The sequence below is a fragment of the Symbiobacterium terraclitae genome (assembly GCF_017874315.1).
Lineage (GTDB): Bacteria > Bacillota > Sulfobacillia > Symbiobacteriales > Symbiobacteriaceae > Symbiobacterium > Symbiobacterium terraclitae.
In genome coordinates this window covers 45,752-60,485 of sequence record NZ_JAGGLG010000001.1, presented here as the reverse complement: position 1 = coordinate 60,485, position 14,734 = coordinate 45,752, and the positions used below count along the sequence as shown (strand labels likewise).

Sequence of the window (14,734 nt, the reverse complement as noted above, 5' to 3'; positions counted from 1 at the left end):
GCTACTAACATATCACCTTTTGGGCAGCGGCGCCAGCGCCGACCCCAAAAAAGGGGGTAGGCGCAGCTTTGGGGACCCGGACATCACAAAAGGCGGCTGCCCTCCGGGCACCCGCCTGCGTACGCCAATAAACTTATGGGTGGCAGCCTGGCAAGTAAATCTTGCGGCTTAGGTCCAGCAGGCTTTCCCCATGGCCTCCGCAGCGTCGCCGCCACGGCGGTTTCCCTTTATGGCCAAGCTGCCGTGTTGCCATCGGCAGGGCTGGATTGCCACTTAGTCCGCACTTTAATCCTTGCCAGACCTCTTGCGAACAGCCTAGGAATTTTCTTCGACAACACACCTTTTCCTAGCCTCTTTTGCAGGTGGGGTTTCGGAAGCCATCGCCCCTGTCATCTGCTGGCCGGCGTCCGACTGGGGGTTTCGGGCCCGCAGGCCCACTGCTTCGTCCGCCTCACCCACTCAAGGCAGGCTACACTGCACCCAGCACCTCACCATGTTTCGGTACCGCATGCAGGTGTTCACTGCACCGTAGCCGCGTTGCTCACGTTGGTGCAACCGCCACGTGTGCAGGCCTCCACGGAAAGAGGGTCGTCGCCCGCATGCCGTTGCGGATCGCCCTCAATCCGGCAGCGCCGGACCGTACGGCCCGGTTGGCTGTATCCCCAGCACCAGCCCCCGATTGGGCATCGGCGGCCAGCACCAGAGACCTCATCGATGTGCCTTTGACGGATTTTTAGGCCCGCCTTCAGAAAAGGTAGTACTGACTAGGATACTGCGCCACCCATAATACGAGCGAACGCGTCTGTCACCAAGGAATCATAGCACCGATCAGGTCGCCCGGTCAACGACATATTTTGCCAGACCTTGGAGAACCCAGCCATTGGCGCCGAACGGCGCGATCGCCTCCAGCGCCCGCTGCACCGCCGCACGGGCGCGCTCCTGTGCACCCTCGAGGCCGTGCAGCGTGACGTACGTCGACTTCTGCTGCCGGGCGTCGCGGCCGACGCCCTTGCCGGTCAGGGCTGCGTCGCCGGCCACGTCCAGCACATCGTCCCAGATCTGGAACGCGAGGCCGAAGTGCGCCGCGAAGTCGTCGAGCCTGGCCACGTCGGACTCGGCGGCGCCGGCCAGCACGCCGCCGAGGCGCACCGCCGCACGGAACAGCGCGCCCGTCTTCAGGGAGTGGATGCGCTCGAGCTGCTCCTCTCCCGCCTGCCGGCCCTCCCACTCGAGGTCCTCCACCTGGCCGCCGACCATGCCGGCCGCACCGGCGGCTTCCGCCAGCTCGGCGATGGCGCGCAGGGCGCGGGCCGGACCGACCCGCTCAACCCGGCCCTGCTCCGCCATCACGGCGAAGGCCCGGGTGAGGAGCGCGTCGCCGGCCAGCACCGCCATGGCCTCGCCAAAGACCTTGTGCGAGGTGGGCCTGCCGCGCCGGAGGTCGTCGTCGTCCATGCAGGGCAGATCGTCGTGGATCAGGGAATAGGTATGGATCATCTCCAGCGCGCATGCGGTGGGCATCACGTCTGCGGCGGAGAGGCCGAACATCTCCGCCGCGGCGATCACGAGGATCGGCCTGAGCCGCTTCCCGCCGGCCAGCAGGCTGTAGCGCATGGCCTCAACCAGCCGGGGCGGGCTGCCGGGGCAGGCGCTGTACTGGTCCAGCGCCTCCTCCACGGCCGCCCGCCTGTCGGCCAGGTAGTGTCGCAACTCCGGGTTCAAGGGTCACTCCTCCCCGTGCTATTCCGGCTCGAAGGGGGCGGTCACCGCCTCGCCGTCCCGCTCCAGGAGCTGCTCGATGCGGGCCTCGGCCCGGTCCAGAAGGGCGGTGCAGTGGCGCGTGAGCGCGATGCCCTCCTGGAAGAGCGCAAGGCCCTGTTCCAGGGGCAGGTCGCCCGTCTCCAGCTCCCTGACCACCTGCTCCAGCCGCCGGATGGCCTCCTCGAAGCTCAGGTTCTCGGTCATTCCGTCGCCTCCCCCGCGTCTTCGATCTCTTCCACCTGGCAGCGCAGAGATCCTTTATGCAGTAACAGGTGAAGCCGGTCGCCGGGCTGCACCTGCGTGGCCTCCTTGATCACGCGCCCCTCGGACGTGCGGGCGATGGCGTAACCCCGGGAGAGCACGGCCAGCGGCGACAGCGCCTCCAGCCTTCCCGCCAGCGCGCCCAGGTCACGCCGCCGGGCCGCGAGCAAGCTGCCGCCCAGGTACTCCAGCCGCCGCGCCAGCTCGTCCAGCCGCTGCCGGTCCTGCATCAGCCGGCCCTGGGGGCGCTGCAGGACCGGGCGCTCGGCCAGGCCCCGGAGCAGGATGCGCTTCCGCTCCACCGTGCGGCGGGCGGCGGAGGCCAGGCGGATGCGCAGGCCGTCCACCACCCCCAGCAGCTCGGAGCGGGAGGGCACCACCAGCTCAGCGGCGGCCGAGGGCGTCGGCGCCCTGAGGTCCGCGGCGAAGTCGGCGATGGTGAAATCGGTCTCATGGCCCACGGCGGAGACCACCGGGACCGGGCAGGCGCGGATCGCACGGGCCAGGCCCTCGTCGTTGAAGGCCCAGAGGTCCTCCAGCGACCCGCCGCCCCGCCCGATGATGATCACGTCCACCTCCGGCACCCGGGCGACGAGCGAGAGGGCCCTGACGAGGCTCTCCGCGGCCCCCTCCCCCTGTACCAGGGCGGGGGCCAGGACCAGGCGGAGGCCCGGGAAGCGCCGCCGGGCGACGGTGATCATGTCGCGGATCGCCGCCCCGGTGGGCGCGGTGACGAGGCCAACGGCCCGGGGCAGCCGGGGCAGGGGGCGCTTCAGCGCCTCGTCGAAGAGCCCCTCGGCCGCCAGCCGCCGCTTCAGCTGTTCGAACTGCAGGTGCAGCGCCCCGAGGCCCGCGGGCTCCATGGCAACGGCGTAGAGCTGGTAGACGCCGTCCCGCTCGTAGACCGTGACGTTGCCCTGCACGATCACCTGCATGCCGTTCTCGGGTCGGAAGCGCAGCCGGTTGGCGTAGGAGCGGAACATGACCGCCCGGACCTGCGAGTACTCGTCCTTCAGCGTGAAGTAGATGTGGCCCGAGTGGTGCCACTTGAAGTTCGAGATCTCCCCCTGCACCCAGACCGACTGCAGCAGCCGGTCGTCGTCCAGCATCCGCTTCACGTAGCGCGTCAGCTCCAGGACCGTCAGCAGCAGGCGGTCGCGCTCGCCTCCCCGCATCGGCTCCACTCCTTCACGACTTGCCGGTCTGCATCCGCGCGGCCTTCACCGCGTTGGCCATCAGCATGGCGATGGTCATCGGTCCGACCCCGCCGGGCACCGGCGTGATCAGGCCGGCGACCTCCGCGGCGCTGTCGAAGTCGACGTCGCCGCGGATGCGCTTTTTGAACCCCGGCACGGGGTTGATGCCCACGTCGATCACGACGGCGCCGGGCTTGACGTACTCGCCGGTGATCATCTGCAGCTTGCCCACCGCCGCCACCAGGATGTCGGCCCGGCGGCAGGTCTCCGCCAGGTCAGGCGTGCGGGAGTGACAGATGGTGACCGTGGCGTGCCTGGCCAGCAGCAGCGCCGCCATCGGCTTGCCCACGATGTTGGAGCGGCCGACGACCACCGCGTGCTTGCCCTTGGGGTCGACACCGTAGGCCTCCAGCAGCCGCATCACGCCCGCCGGGGTGCAGGGCACGAGCCCGTCCTGCCCGGTCCAGAGGCGGCCGACGTTCTCCGGGTGGAAGCCGTCCACGTCCTTCAGCGGGTCGATCAGCCGCACGACCGCGTCCATGTCGAGGCCCTTCGGCAGGGGCGACTGGACGAGGATGCCGTGGATGGCCGGGTCGCGGTTCAAGGTCCGCACCAGGTCCGCCACCTCTGCCTGCGTGCTTGTGGCGGACAGCCGGTAGAGAACCGAGTGCATGCCCAGCTCGCGGGCGGTCCGCTCCTTGTTGGACGTGTAGACCTGGCTGGCGGGGTCGTCGCCGACGAGGACCACGGCCAGTCCCGGCGTCACGCCGGCCGCCTTCAGCTGCTCCACCTCCCGCCCGACCTCTTCGAGCACCTGGGCCGCAACCTGCTTGCCGTCGATGACTGCTGCGCTCACGCTATCGCCTCCGTTTCCTCTATCCCGTCACGCCGGCGGCGCCCGCGATCTCCCGGGCCAGGAGGGCGGTGCCCACGGCGTTATCGGTGCTGTACTGAGGCTGGGCAAAGGCCAGGCGCGCCCCGACCGCGGGGTGCTCCAGCCGCTGGCGGAGCCGCTCCCGCAGGATCTGGTTCGCGGCGACCCCGCCGACGACGAGGACCTCCCTCAGACCGGTCTCCTCCATGGCGTGGAGCAGCCACTTCTCAAGGCTCCTGGCCACCGCGTGGAGGACGGCCAGCGCCAGGTCCGCCGGCTCAGCCTTCCCCACCAGCCGCTGGGCTGCGCTCTCCGGGCCGGAAAAGGAGAGCGTGTAGCCCCGCACGGCGGAGGGCAGCGCAACACGACCCGGCACGCCCGAGGCGGCCAGCCGCTCCAGGTGCGGGCCGGCGGGGAAGGGCAGCCCGAGGGCGACGCCCACCCGGTCGACGAACTGGCCGGCGTGCAGGTCCTGCGTGCCCCCCAGCAGCTCCTCCGCGAACCCGCCCGGCCGGCGGGTGACCCGGACCAGCTCGGTGGTGCCGCCCGAAAGGTGGACGGCCAGGAACGCATGCCCCTGCGGCGGCTTGTCGGCGGACCAGAGCCCCGCCTGGATGTGCATCTCCTGGTGGGTCGTCGGGTAGAAGGGCACGCCGAGGGCGGCGGCCAGGGCGCGGCCGAACCCCTCGCCGACCCGGAAGGGCGGCAGGTAAGAACCCTCGACCGGACGGGGCTTCACCGAGGCCGCGACGGCGGCCACCGCCCGCCCGTGGGTCCGCAGCACGGGCTCGGCCAGCTGCGGCAGGGCGTTGAGGTGGGCCCACACCGCCTCCTGGGGCGCGACGCCCCGCTGGCCGAGTGCAACGGCCAAAGGGCGGCGCTGGTCTTCCAGCAGCCGCCCGGCCTCGTCCACAAGCGCCAGCGAGCATGTGTAGTAGCTCGTGTCAATCCCGAGAAAGAGCCTCGTCTGCACTGGCAGCACCCTTCATTCCGCGGATGACCGAACCGAGGATCCCATTAATGAAGCGCGACGAATCGGCCGTGGAGAAGGCCTTGGCCAGCTCCACCGCCTCCGCGACCGCGACGCTGTCGGGCACCTCGGGGAGGTGTGCGATCTCGTATACGGCCATGCGGAGAATCGCCCTGTCCACGCCGGCCATGCGCTCCACCGACCAGTCCTTGGCGTAGCGGGCGATGAGCCTGTCGCTCTCCTCCCGCGCAGCCCAGGCCCCCTGCGCCAGCCGGCGGGCGAACTCGGCGTCATCCCCGTCCAGGCGGCCCGGCGACCAGTCGGGCTCCACGTCCCGGGTCAGCGCCTGCGCAACGGCCGTCTCCGGGTCCGTCCCGGCCATGTCCATCTGAAACAGCGCCTGGAGGGCGAGTTCCCTAGCTTTTCTCCTGCTCACGTTCCGACTCCTCCTGCTATGGTTGACGCCCACCCGGCGGCAGCAGACGCTCGAGGATCTGCATCAGGGATTCCGGTCCCTCGTCCAGGCGCTTGCCCACCCAGTAACCTATCCCAGTGCAAAACAGAATAAACAGGGCCCACCAGCCGAACCGGACGACCAGCAAGGCGAAGACGAAGCCGCCCAGCCCGCCCACGATCTTGTACCGGTGCTCCTCGGCGACCTCCCTGAGCCATTCCCAGTTCACTGAATGGCCCCCCAATCAGTCCAGGCGGCGCCTGGGGCCGTCGGTGGCGATGTTCTCGATCTCGATGCGCACCTCGGCCATCTCCACGCCTACGACACGCTTCACGTACTGCCTGACGGTGGACTGGATCTCCTCCGAGACCTCGGGGATGGAGACCTCGGGGGAGACCGTTCCGGTCAGGTGCGCGTGCAGGCCGTCCTGGGCGTGGGTGATGACCGCCTTCATGTCGCGCACGCCCTTGACTGAGCGGGCGGTCTTCTTCACCAGCGACTCGACGGCGCCCAGCGAGATGTGCACCTCGCCCATGGACGACTCGTAGACGACGGGCTGTCCACCGCCCTGGCGCGCGAAGGCGAAGACGATCAGCCGCAGGGAGACGGCGAAGAAGGCGCCGCCCACCAGGCCGATGATCACCCGGCCGCGGCCGGTGAGCAGAGCATCCTGGAGCCACACGTGCACCTGCAGCCACTCAGGGGCGATGGCCACCAGGATCATCAGGCCGGAGATGATCGCCAGCGAGAACGTATAAATCGAAAGCACAATACGGTCGATGATTCCCACGTGGCAAGCACCCCTTACCGAATTCGATAATCGTCCTCGGGTTCATCGAAGGAGACGCCCTGAACGTGGATGTTGATCTCGACGCACTCCAGGCCGGTCATCGACTCCACGGCGCGCTTGACGGCCTCCTGCACCTTGGTGGCCACCTCGGGGATGCGCACGCCGAACTCCACCACGATGTAGAGGTCGATCGCGACCTCCTTCTCCCCGACCTGGACCTTCACGCCCTTGGAGAGGTTCTTCTTGCCGGTCATGCGCTCGCCGACCTCGGCCGCGAAGCCGCCGCTCATGCCCGCCACGCCGTCTACCTCGACCGCGGCGATACCGGCGATGACGCCGACGACGTCATCCGCGATGCGAATCGAGGACTCGACCTGCGGTTCCCCGCCCTGTTTCGGCTCCTTGTCCATCGACACTCGCACCTCGCCTCCGCCGCACGTTATGTAGTATACCAGGATCCTGCCACGAGAATACAGTTGCGGGAGCCTATGGCCGCTTGCATGCCCATAGTAACATAGTTTGCCAGGGTTTGTCATGCCGGGCGGCCTGTCCAAACTACCGCAGAAAGCCCATGCTTGCGTAACTTTTCTGCCTGCTTTCCCGTTATACTCGGTGAAGGGCTACCAAGGCAGGAAGGGTGGCGGCGTGCATGGGCTCCCTTGTCTCCCGCGCGGCGAAGGTGCTGCTCGTGATCGTGCTCCTGGCGCAGGCCGGTACGGTCCGGCCGGTCACCGCAGCGAACGGACCGGCGCTGCGCACGGCCTCTCCGGAGGCCGCCGCCAGTTCGCGCCCGGACTTCCCGCCGGACGGGCGGGTCGCTGCCGTCCTGGCCGGCGAACTGGTCCCTGCGGTCGAAGGACAGCCGGAGAATGGGTTCACCCCCGGCGGGGCGGAAGCCACAGCCGGCCCGACGGGACAGCCGGCGGCCGCGCCAATCGCCGCCGAGCAGACTGCCACCGGAACCGTCGCTCCCCATCAGCCGCACACCCGTTCCGGAACAGCCGGGCAGCCGTCGGCTGACCCGCACGGCCCCGGGTTGCCGGGGGCTGGTTCGCCCGGCGCCGGGCAGGCGGCGGTTGCCCCGCTCACACCCGGGCATCCCGACGGCGGGTCCATGGGATTCCCTGTTCCCGGCCCCGTCACCGTCGCGCGGCCCGGCGCGGTGTACGGCAGCGCCGCACGCCGTGCCGGCAGCCCCGGGTCCGGTCTGGATGCAGACAGTCCACCCAGCGCGGGGAAGTACCCACCCGAAGCAGCTGCCGACGCACCTCCCGCGGCCGGCCCCACCGCCGGCCTGCACGTCGGTGCGTCCGCCGCTGCGGAGAAGCCGCCCGCCGCGCACGCCTCCATGGAGGCGCCCGCAGGGACGCCGACCGGGGTGCCGAACGGCGGCTCCGCCACAGGGGCTTCCCCCATGGCCGCAAAGATGCGTGAAGCGGGACCCGCCACACCCACGAGCGGGCCGCAGCTGACTGCGCAGCCGGAGGCGGCCGGGGCTGCCGGGACCCAGGCCGTGGCCGTACCTCGTACCCAGGCTGCGGATGCACTCCGCACCCAGTCCGCCGACGCACCGCGGACCCCTGCGGCGGACGCCCCCGGGCAGCCCGGGGCCGAGCCCGCGCAAGCCCCCGCTCCCGCCCCCACCCCGCAAGCGCTCGCAGCCTCCCTCCTGGCGGCGCCGCTCTACCGCGTGCCCGCCGCAGGGAAGGAGGTCGTGCTGACCATCGACGACGGCCCCAGCGCGCTGACGGCCGAGTTCCTCGCAGTACTGGCCGCAGAGGAGGTGCCGGCCGCGTTCTTCTGGCTCTCGGGCAGCGCACACCTGCCCCTGGCCGCGGAGGTCGTCGCCCGGGGCCACCAGCTCGGCACGCACACCATCACGCACCCCCGCCTGCCCAGCCTTGAACCGGCGGAGGTCGTGGCGCAGATCGCCGAGTCGAAGGCGGCCCTCGAAGTCGCCGCGGGTGCGCCCGTCCGGTACTTCCGGCCGCCCTACGGCGAGTACGACGAGCACGTCCTGGGCACCGCCGCTGCCCACGGGCTGGCCACCGTACTGTGGAACGTGGACTCCCGCGACTGGGCGCTGGCCGATGACCCCGCGCAGATCATCGAGAACGTCATGGCCCAGGTCCGCCCGGGCGCCGTCATCCTCATCCACGAGCGGCGGCAGACCCTGGAGATCCTGCCTGAGCTCATCCGCAGGCTCAGAGCGGCTGGCTACACCTTCGTGCCCCTTCCCCCCGTGCCCGGCGGGGCGGTGGCAGCAAACGAGGCGGGCTGAAACAGCCCGCCTTCCTCATGCCTGAGGGTCCGAATTCCCCGGTTGCGCCTCTCCGCCCGCCGCGGCGTCGAGCTGAGCGAACGCCAGGTTCCGCAGGTCCATGGGATAGGCCACGCCCAGCCGCTCGCAGAGCGGCAGCACCAGCGCCTCGAAAGCTGTGGCCAGCCGGTGGGCGGCCCTGCGCTGGTCCCGCACGTCCAGTGGGGCGCCGAGTGCGGAACGCACCCGCTCCAGGGCGGAGAGCAGGCCGGGGACCTCCTCGGCCCCCTCCCACCCCCGGCCGGCGCTGCCCGGCGCCAGGGCCGCCCGGTAGAGGTCGATCAGCCGCCCGCCGCAGGCGAAGAGCCAGCGGTGGGCGGTCAGCGGCCGCGCCTGCCTGATGGCGCGGGCGGCCCGGTACAGGTCGCGCCAGAAGTCGCCCGCCAGGGCCGGCAGGTCCTCCTCCGACCAACCGGAAGAGGGGCTGTCGCCGGCGGGGTGAAGGCGGCCGTCGGCGAGGCCGGACGCAGCCCCGGCCGGCTGCAGGTGGAGCCGCCACTCCACCCCGTCGCCGCTGATCAGGGTCCAGCCGTGGGGCTCGCTCCCGCTGTACACGCACCCCGGAAGCGTCCTCGTCCACGCGGGGAGGCCGGGAGCGAGGCCCGGCCCGGCGGAGACGTGCAGGTCCACCCTGTCCGCCTCCCCGGAGCCGGCCGGCTCCCCGGCCACCCGAACATCCAGCACCGCGGGCTCCTGGCGGAGCCGCTGGAGCAACCGTTGCAGGAACTCGCCGCTCATCCTCTACCTCCGTCTCCATGCCGCGATGGGGCTGCGCTTCCTGCTTTCGCCACGCCCGCAGGTTTCCCTCCGTCCCGTCCGGACCTGTTATTGCGCCCTCGCCATCACCGTGATCGCCGTCGCCCGCACCCCGGTGATGCGCGAGACCGTGTCGATCACCTGCGCCACCTCCTGCTGCGTCAGGCTGGCGGCCTTCACCACCACCTGGGCCGAGCCCTGCGAGAGGTGCACCACCACGTCGCTGAACCCCCGGGCCTTCACCATGGCCTCGGCCTGGCTCTCCAGGGCCGCCCGCTGCCCGAGCTCAAGGTACTGGGCGGCAGCCGCCGCCTTCACCTCCTCGGCGGCGCCGGGCGAGGCCATGATCTCCTTCAGCCGGTCGCCCAGCGCCCCCCGCGTCCGCTCCCGCTCGATCCGGAACTCGGCGAAGTAGTCGCTCCCCTCGCCGGTCTGCGCCGCGGCGGGCTCGGCCTCCCCGGGGCCCTCCGGCGCCGGTGCGCCGATCCGGCGGTCACCCGCCGCCGCAGGCTCCGCCTGGGGCCTCTCCCCATCCACCAGGGCGGTGCCCGGCGACGAACCCGGGGGCGGTGCTCCCTCCGCCGCCCGCCACTCCCCGAACCGTCCCACCACGTACCAGACCAGCGAGGCCACCACCACCAGGAACACCAGGAACCGGAGCAGGTCCGGTCCCCGCTTCACCACGAACACCGCACTACCCCCCATCTGCCGGCACCACCTCGATCCGGTTCGCGGGAATGTTCAGGGCCACGGCCGCCGCGTCCAGCAGCCGGGCCTTGATGCGCACGTCCCTGGCCCCCTCGGCCACGATCAGCACCCCGGCGATCTCCGGCGCGCTGGTCCTGGCCACCACCGGCTGCTCGGAGGAGCCGCTGCGCGTAAAGACGTGGTCCTCCCGCGTGTTGGTCGACTCCGTCCGCCGGGTGGAGCTGTCGGCCGCCTGCTCGGTGGTCGTCGACTGGTCGACGGTGGTGTTCTTCACCACCTCGATGGCGGGGCCTGCGGCCAGGGTCAGCATCACCCGCACCCGTCCCGCACCCTGGATCTGCCCGAGCATGCGCTCCAGCTCCGCCGCCTTCTGCCGCTCCAGCCGGGTCAGCTCGTCCTCCTCGCCGGCGCTCACCATCGTCGCGTTCGGGGCGGGCTCGGCGGGACCGCCCCCGCTGTCCACGCCGAAGAGCTCGTCCGACTGGATCAGCAGGATGCCGATGAACAGCAGCACCGCCACCAGCGGGATCACCTTCGCCTGCTCCTTCGTCAGCCCCAGCCCGAGCCACCCCAGCGGCCCGCCGGGGCCCTGCCCCTGCGGCGTTCTCAGCTCCCCCATCTCACTACCTCCCCGGCCTTGCCGTACCCGCAATCCACACCGCAACCGCGTTCGGATCCCCGATCCCCAACTGCTCCGCCACCTGCTGCCGCACCGCCTCAGCGATGGGCGCCTCCTCCGGGAGCGGCGCCCGGACCGTGGTCCCACCACGGGCCTCCTCCGCCTGGCCGCCGGCACCGCCGATCCGCACCGGCTCCACGGGCCGCACCTGGCCGAAGCGGGAGCCCAGCAGCAACGTCACCGACACCTTCTCCACGTGCACCGTCTCCAGCGCCGGACCCCCGCCCAGCTCCAGCGCCACGTCCGCCCCGGCCACCCCCTCGACGGCCAGGGCTGCCGTCTCCGCCTGACGGGCCAGCCGGCCCCGGACCTCCTCCAGGAGAAGCGCCTGGCTCCGGGCCTGGAAGCGGTTGGCCTCCACCATGATCTCGTCGATGCTGGGCAGCCGCCCGGCCGGCTCCTGCAAGAGGTAGGGGTCGAAGGCGGCCTGTCCGCCCAGCAGCGACACCAGAGGCCGCACCACGCCCAACAGGATCAGGAGCCCCATCGACAGCCGGACGAAGCGCTTCATCCCGCCGGTGGGCAGGAGCATCTCCAAGAGGGACGCCAGCACCACCAGCACCACAAGGCTGCGCACCCAACCGATCAGCGCCGCCACGGCCTCACCTCACCATCACCGTCACGTTCGCCGCCCCGACGATCACGACGATGGAGATGAAGAACATCAGGGCGACCATGCCCACGGCGGCGAAGATCATGTGGAGTGAGCGGGCCATGGTGGTCAGCATCCGCGCGATCTCCCCCGCGCCCGCCGGCTGCACCAGGGCGCCGGCGACCTGGTAGACCCAGGCGATGCTCAGGATCTTGAGCAGCGGGAAGGAGACGATGAAGAAGATGGCCGCCGCCCCCAGCATCCCCAGGGCGTTCTTCAGCAGCAGGGAGGAGCCGACGATCAGGTCCGTGGCGTCGGCCAGCGTCTTGCCGATGACCGGGACGAACGAGCCGGTGACGAACTTGGCCGTCTTGACGGCCAGCCCGTCCGCCACGGCCCCGGCCGCCCCCTTCACCGCGACGGTGCCCAGGAAGACGGTGCCGACGAGTCCCAGCGCCACCGTGGCCCCCTGGCGGAGCAGGCCGGCCAGGTTCGACAGCCGGTACTGCTCGTGCAGGCCGGAGACGATGTCCACCACCGCCGCCAGGAACGCCAGGGGGAAGACCACCGTCACCATGATGCTGCTCATGAGGCTGAGCATCGTCACCATCAGCGGCTGGAAGATGGCGGCGGTCGCCGCCCCTCCCATGGCGATCAGCACCGTCAGCAGCGTGGGCAGGATCGCCAGCATGAAGTTGTTCAGGCTCTCCATCACCTGCCGGGCCGTGGCCACCGCCAGCCCGAAACCCGTCACGGCGAGGCCCACCAGCACGAGGTAGATCACCCAGTAAGCCGCCTTGCCCGCGGAGTCGGCCTCGAAGGCGCTCTGCAGCTGCCCCATGATCGCCGCCACGATCGCCAGGACCACCAGCTTGAGCAGCAGGTCGGCGTTGGCGAGGATCTCCCTCACCAGGTAGCGGAGCAGCCCCTGCAGGATGGCCCGGGCCGAGAGGGCCTCCGACACGTCGCCCTGGTAGAACCGCAGGAAGTCGGCCAGGCTGATCTGGGGCCCGTACCCCTCCCACGTGCGGTTCACCTCTTCCAGGAAGCGCTCGATGGCGCTGGTGTCCAGGGCGGCCGCCTGCTCCCGCAGCAGCGGTCCTGCGGCGCCTGCCGCTGCGGCCCCGCCGGGACCAGCTCCGGCCGGATCGGCCAGTGCCGGCGGCGGCGCAAGCGCCAGCGCCCAGGTGAGGAGCAGCGCACCCAGCCACGCCCTGAGCCGCCTCACGGCCCCCACCCCTGGCCCAGCAGGTTCAGGATGGCATCCAGCACGGCGAGGACGATGGGGATGGCCAGCAGCATGATGATGATCTTGCCCGCCATCTCGACCTTGGTGGCCACCGCCCGCTCCCCGGCGTCCTGCAGCACCTGGGCGCCGAAGTCGGCCACGTAGGCGATGCCGATGATCTTGAGCACCGTGTCCATGTGCGCCTGGTCCAGCGACGCACGGGAGGCGAGGGTCTGCATGACCTCCACCACCCGCAGCACCCGGGCCATCATCAGCACGAAGAGCATGACGCCTGCCGCGATGGAGAGCTGCATCGCGATCTCCGGCTTCTGCTGCCTGAGCAGGCTGATCAGCATCCCGGCCAAGAGGCCCAGGCCGACGATCTTCACAATCTCCACAGGCCGTTCCTCCCGTGCGGTCCGAACTCGGAGCCCGCCGCTCAGTACATGCCGAAGGTGGTCTTCACCAGGTTGAAGAACTTGCCCAGCAGGGAGACCACCATCATCAGAACCACGAGAACCCCGACCAGCGTGACCATCTGGCCCTGCTCGTCCTTGCCGGCCTGCTTCAGCACGGTGGCCATGACCGCCACGATGATGCCGACCCCGGCGATGCGGAACAGGAGCTGCACGTCCACCAGGCTCACCCTCCAACCTAGATCAGTATCAGCACCAGGGCCAGGCCCGAGAGCACACCCACGTACCGGTACATCCGCTCGTAGCGGCGCCGCTCATCGGCCGCCACCGCCTCGGCGGCGGCCAGCCTGTCCATGGCCAGCCGGAGGTGGCGGACCTGGTCGCGGCGGTCCGACGCTCCCAGCACCGGCGCCAGGGCCAGCAGGATCTCCAGGTCGGCTGGCGTGAGGCAGGTGGCGTCCCGGTGCGCCGCCACCGCGGCCGTCAGCGCCTCGCCCGGCGTGACGCCGCCGCCCTCCTCCAACCGGTGGGCCGCGTCCACCAACATGGCGCCCACCGTCGCCCCTGCGGCCCGCGCCGCGCTCCGGAGCGCGTCGGGCAGCGGCGTGGCGCCGTACTCCACCTCCGTGACCAGGACCGCCAGCCCGTTCTGCGCGGCCCTCAGCTCCGCCGGCCGCCGTGCGTAGCGGGCGGCGATCTGAAACCCGATCCAGCTGGGCACCAGCACCGTCAGCAGGGCCCCGATCAGCTGCAGCGTCATGCGGCTCCCTCCCGGGTGAGGTCTGTCACCGCCTCCACGGTCCCCGGACCCCGGCTGCGCCCCAGCAGCACCGCACGCTCGAAGGCCCCGGCCCTGAGGAGCTCGGCCATCGCCGGCCGCCGGCGGACATCGGCCAGGCACGAGCCGTGGGCCGTCGCCAGCACCGCCACCCCGGCGTGGAGCGCCTCCATGAGCGCCTGGGCGTCCTCGGGCCTGCCCACCTCGTCGGCTGCCACCACCTGCGGCGAGAGCGACCGGATCACGAGCATCAGCCCTTCCGCCTTCGGGCAGCCGTCCAGCACGTCCGTGCGGGGCCCGACGTCCCTCTGCGGTACCCCGAGGTAACAGCCGGCCACCTCGGAGCGCTCGTCCACCAGGCCCACCTTCAGGCCCGGCAGGCGCAGCCGGGGGACGCCGGTGGAGAGCTGGCGCACCAGGTCCCGCAGCATCGTGGTCTTGCCGGCCTGGGGCGGCGAGATCAGCAGGGTGGAAAGGAAGCGCCCTCCCCGTACGAGCTGCGGCAGGAGGGCGTCTGCTGCGCCCGGCACCTCCCGGGCGATGCGGATGTTGAGGCTGGCCACCGGCTTCAGGGTGCGGATCCGCCCGCCCTCCGTCACGGCCCGGCCGCAGAGCCCCACCCGGTGGCCGCCCTCCAGCGTGAGGAAGCCGCCCCGCACCTCCTCCTCCCAGGCGTACACGGATCCCCTGGCCATCAGCTGAAAGGTGCGCTGCAGGTCGTCGCGGCTGGCCCGCTCCGCCCGGTCGGGGTCCGGGGTCAGCCGGCCGTCCGGGGCGATGAAGGCGTCGCCGCCGGGGTAGACCAGCTGCAGCGGCCGGCCCTCCCGCACCCGGATCTCCTCCAGCGGCCCCGGCAGGGCCAAAGCCGCCCTGCGCACCAGCTCGGCCAGGCGGGGCGCCAGAACCGGCGCGATCTCCCGCTCGAACCCCTCCGGCAGCATCGCTCGTCCT

At 71.1% G+C, this 14,734-nt stretch carries 19 protein-coding genes; 1 reads left to right on the top strand and 18 read right to left on the bottom strand.

The window, feature by feature from the left end:
* Nucleotides 1-828 precede the first annotated feature (828 nt).
* The 9 genes from J2Z79_RS00320 to J2Z79_RS00280 are packed head-to-tail and all read right to left on the bottom strand — an operon-like array spanning nucleotide 829 to nucleotide 6,716.
* On the bottom strand, nucleotides 829-1,722 hold the full coding sequence (locus tag J2Z79_RS00320) for a polyprenyl synthetase family protein (protein ID WP_209464854.1): 894 nt from the start codon (nucleotides 1,720-1,722) through the stop codon (nucleotides 829-831).
* A gap of 18 nt (nucleotides 1,723-1,740) precedes the next feature.
* On the bottom strand, nucleotides 1,741-1,965 hold the full coding sequence (xseB, locus tag J2Z79_RS00315; protein WP_209464853.1) for an exodeoxyribonuclease VII small subunit: 225 nt from the start codon (nucleotides 1,963-1,965) through the stop codon (nucleotides 1,741-1,743).
* Nucleotides 1,962-3,197: an exodeoxyribonuclease VII large subunit gene (gene xseA / locus J2Z79_RS00310; protein WP_209464852.1), complete on the bottom strand. Its 1,236-nt coding sequence runs from the start codon at nucleotides 3,195-3,197 to the stop codon at nucleotides 1,962-1,964. Before xseA ends, xseB begins: the two co-directional genes overlap by 4 nt.
* 13 nt (nucleotides 3,198-3,210) lie before the next feature.
* Nucleotides 3,211-4,074 (bottom strand): bifunctional methylenetetrahydrofolate dehydrogenase/methenyltetrahydrofolate cyclohydrolase FolD, encoded by an 864-nt coding sequence (gene folD / locus J2Z79_RS00305; protein ID WP_209464851.1) that lies wholly within the window; start codon nucleotides 4,072-4,074, stop codon nucleotides 3,211-3,213.
* Nucleotides 4,075-4,093: 19 nt separating this feature from the next.
* Complete coding sequence (locus J2Z79_RS00300) at nucleotides 4,094-5,065, bottom strand: Kae1-like domain-containing protein (protein WP_209464850.1); 972 nt, start codon at nucleotides 5,063-5,065, stop codon at nucleotides 4,094-4,096.
* On the bottom strand, nucleotides 5,037-5,498 hold the full coding sequence (gene nusB / locus J2Z79_RS00295; RefSeq protein WP_209464849.1) for a transcription antitermination factor NusB: 462 nt from the start codon (nucleotides 5,496-5,498) through the stop codon (nucleotides 5,037-5,039). The genes J2Z79_RS00300 and nusB overlap by 29 nt, the downstream gene beginning before the upstream one ends.
* Nucleotides 5,499-5,514: 16 nt before the next feature.
* Nucleotides 5,515-5,745, bottom strand: a complete 231-nt coding sequence (locus tag J2Z79_RS18715) for a DUF2273 domain-containing protein (RefSeq protein ID WP_209464848.1) — start codon at nucleotides 5,743-5,745, stop codon at nucleotides 5,515-5,517.
* A 15-nt stretch (nucleotides 5,746-5,760) separates the two neighbouring features.
* Nucleotides 5,761-6,306, bottom strand: a complete 546-nt coding sequence (gene amaP, locus J2Z79_RS00285) for an alkaline shock response membrane anchor protein AmaP (RefSeq protein WP_209464847.1) — start codon at nucleotides 6,304-6,306, stop codon at nucleotides 5,761-5,763.
* A gap of 14 nt (nucleotides 6,307-6,320) precedes the next feature.
* Nucleotides 6,321-6,716, bottom strand: a complete 396-nt coding sequence (locus J2Z79_RS00280) for an Asp23/Gls24 family envelope stress response protein (RefSeq protein WP_209465040.1) — start codon at nucleotides 6,714-6,716, stop codon at nucleotides 6,321-6,323.
* Nucleotides 6,717-6,955: 239 nt separating this feature from the next.
* On the opposite strand from J2Z79_RS00280, the gene J2Z79_RS00275 reads away from it, so the two are divergent.
* Nucleotides 6,956-8,587 (top strand): polysaccharide deacetylase family protein, encoded by a 1,632-nt coding sequence (locus J2Z79_RS00275; protein WP_209464846.1) that lies wholly within the window; start codon nucleotides 6,956-6,958, stop codon nucleotides 8,585-8,587.
* 15 nt (nucleotides 8,588-8,602) lie between these two features.
* Here the strand turns inward: J2Z79_RS00275 and J2Z79_RS00270 are convergent, their stop codons facing one another.
* The 9 genes from J2Z79_RS00270 to spoIIIAA all read right to left on the bottom strand — a co-directional run bounded on the left by J2Z79_RS00270 (nucleotide 8,603) and on the right by spoIIIAA (nucleotide 14,724).
* The gene (locus tag J2Z79_RS00270) at nucleotides 8,603-9,364 is read right to left on the bottom strand and encodes a hypothetical protein (RefSeq protein WP_209464845.1); all 762 of its coding nucleotides are present in this window, start codon (nucleotides 9,362-9,364) and stop codon (nucleotides 8,603-8,605) included.
* Between the two features lie 87 nt (nucleotides 9,365-9,451).
* Entirely contained in the window at nucleotides 9,452-10,087 is a 636-nt protein-coding gene (locus J2Z79_RS00265) for a SpoIIIAH-like family protein (RefSeq protein ID WP_209464844.1), read from the bottom strand.
* Nucleotides 10,077-10,709 carry a stage III sporulation protein AG gene (gene spoIIIAG / locus J2Z79_RS00260; protein WP_209464843.1) on the bottom strand — a complete coding sequence of 211 codons (633 nt, stop codon included), beginning with the start codon at nucleotides 10,707-10,709 and terminating at the stop codon, nucleotides 10,077-10,079. Before spoIIIAG ends, J2Z79_RS00265 begins: the two co-directional genes overlap by 11 nt.
* 4 nt (nucleotides 10,710-10,713) lie before the next feature.
* Entirely contained in the window at nucleotides 10,714-11,367 is a 654-nt protein-coding gene (gene spoIIIAF / locus J2Z79_RS00255; protein WP_209464842.1) for a stage III sporulation protein AF, read from the bottom strand.
* 4 nt (nucleotides 11,368-11,371) lie between these two features.
* Nucleotides 11,372-12,589, bottom strand: coding sequence for a stage III sporulation protein AE (gene spoIIIAE, locus J2Z79_RS00250; RefSeq protein WP_209464841.1), 1,218 nt, complete (start codon nucleotides 12,587-12,589; stop codon nucleotides 11,372-11,374).
* Nucleotides 12,586-12,987 carry a stage III sporulation protein AD gene (gene spoIIIAD, locus J2Z79_RS00245; protein WP_209464840.1) on the bottom strand — a complete coding sequence of 134 codons (402 nt, stop codon included), beginning with the start codon at nucleotides 12,985-12,987 and terminating at the stop codon, nucleotides 12,586-12,588. The genes spoIIIAE and spoIIIAD overlap by 4 nt, the downstream gene beginning before the upstream one ends.
* A gap of 41 nt (nucleotides 12,988-13,028) precedes the next feature.
* Nucleotides 13,029-13,226 carry a stage III sporulation protein AC gene (gene spoIIIAC, locus J2Z79_RS00240; RefSeq protein ID WP_342589381.1) on the bottom strand — a complete coding sequence of 66 codons (198 nt, stop codon included), beginning with the start codon at nucleotides 13,224-13,226 and terminating at the stop codon, nucleotides 13,029-13,031.
* Between the two features lie 17 nt (nucleotides 13,227-13,243).
* The gene (spoIIIAB, locus tag J2Z79_RS00235; protein ID WP_209464838.1) at nucleotides 13,244-13,765 is read right to left on the bottom strand and encodes a stage III sporulation protein SpoIIIAB; all 522 of its coding nucleotides are present in this window, start codon (nucleotides 13,763-13,765) and stop codon (nucleotides 13,244-13,246) included.
* Nucleotides 13,762-14,724 carry a stage III sporulation protein AA gene (spoIIIAA, locus tag J2Z79_RS00230; RefSeq protein WP_245301776.1) on the bottom strand — a complete coding sequence of 321 codons (963 nt, stop codon included), beginning with the start codon at nucleotides 14,722-14,724 and terminating at the stop codon, nucleotides 13,762-13,764. Before spoIIIAA ends, spoIIIAB begins: the two co-directional genes overlap by 4 nt.
* Between the last annotated feature and the right edge of the window lie 10 nt (nucleotides 14,725-14,734).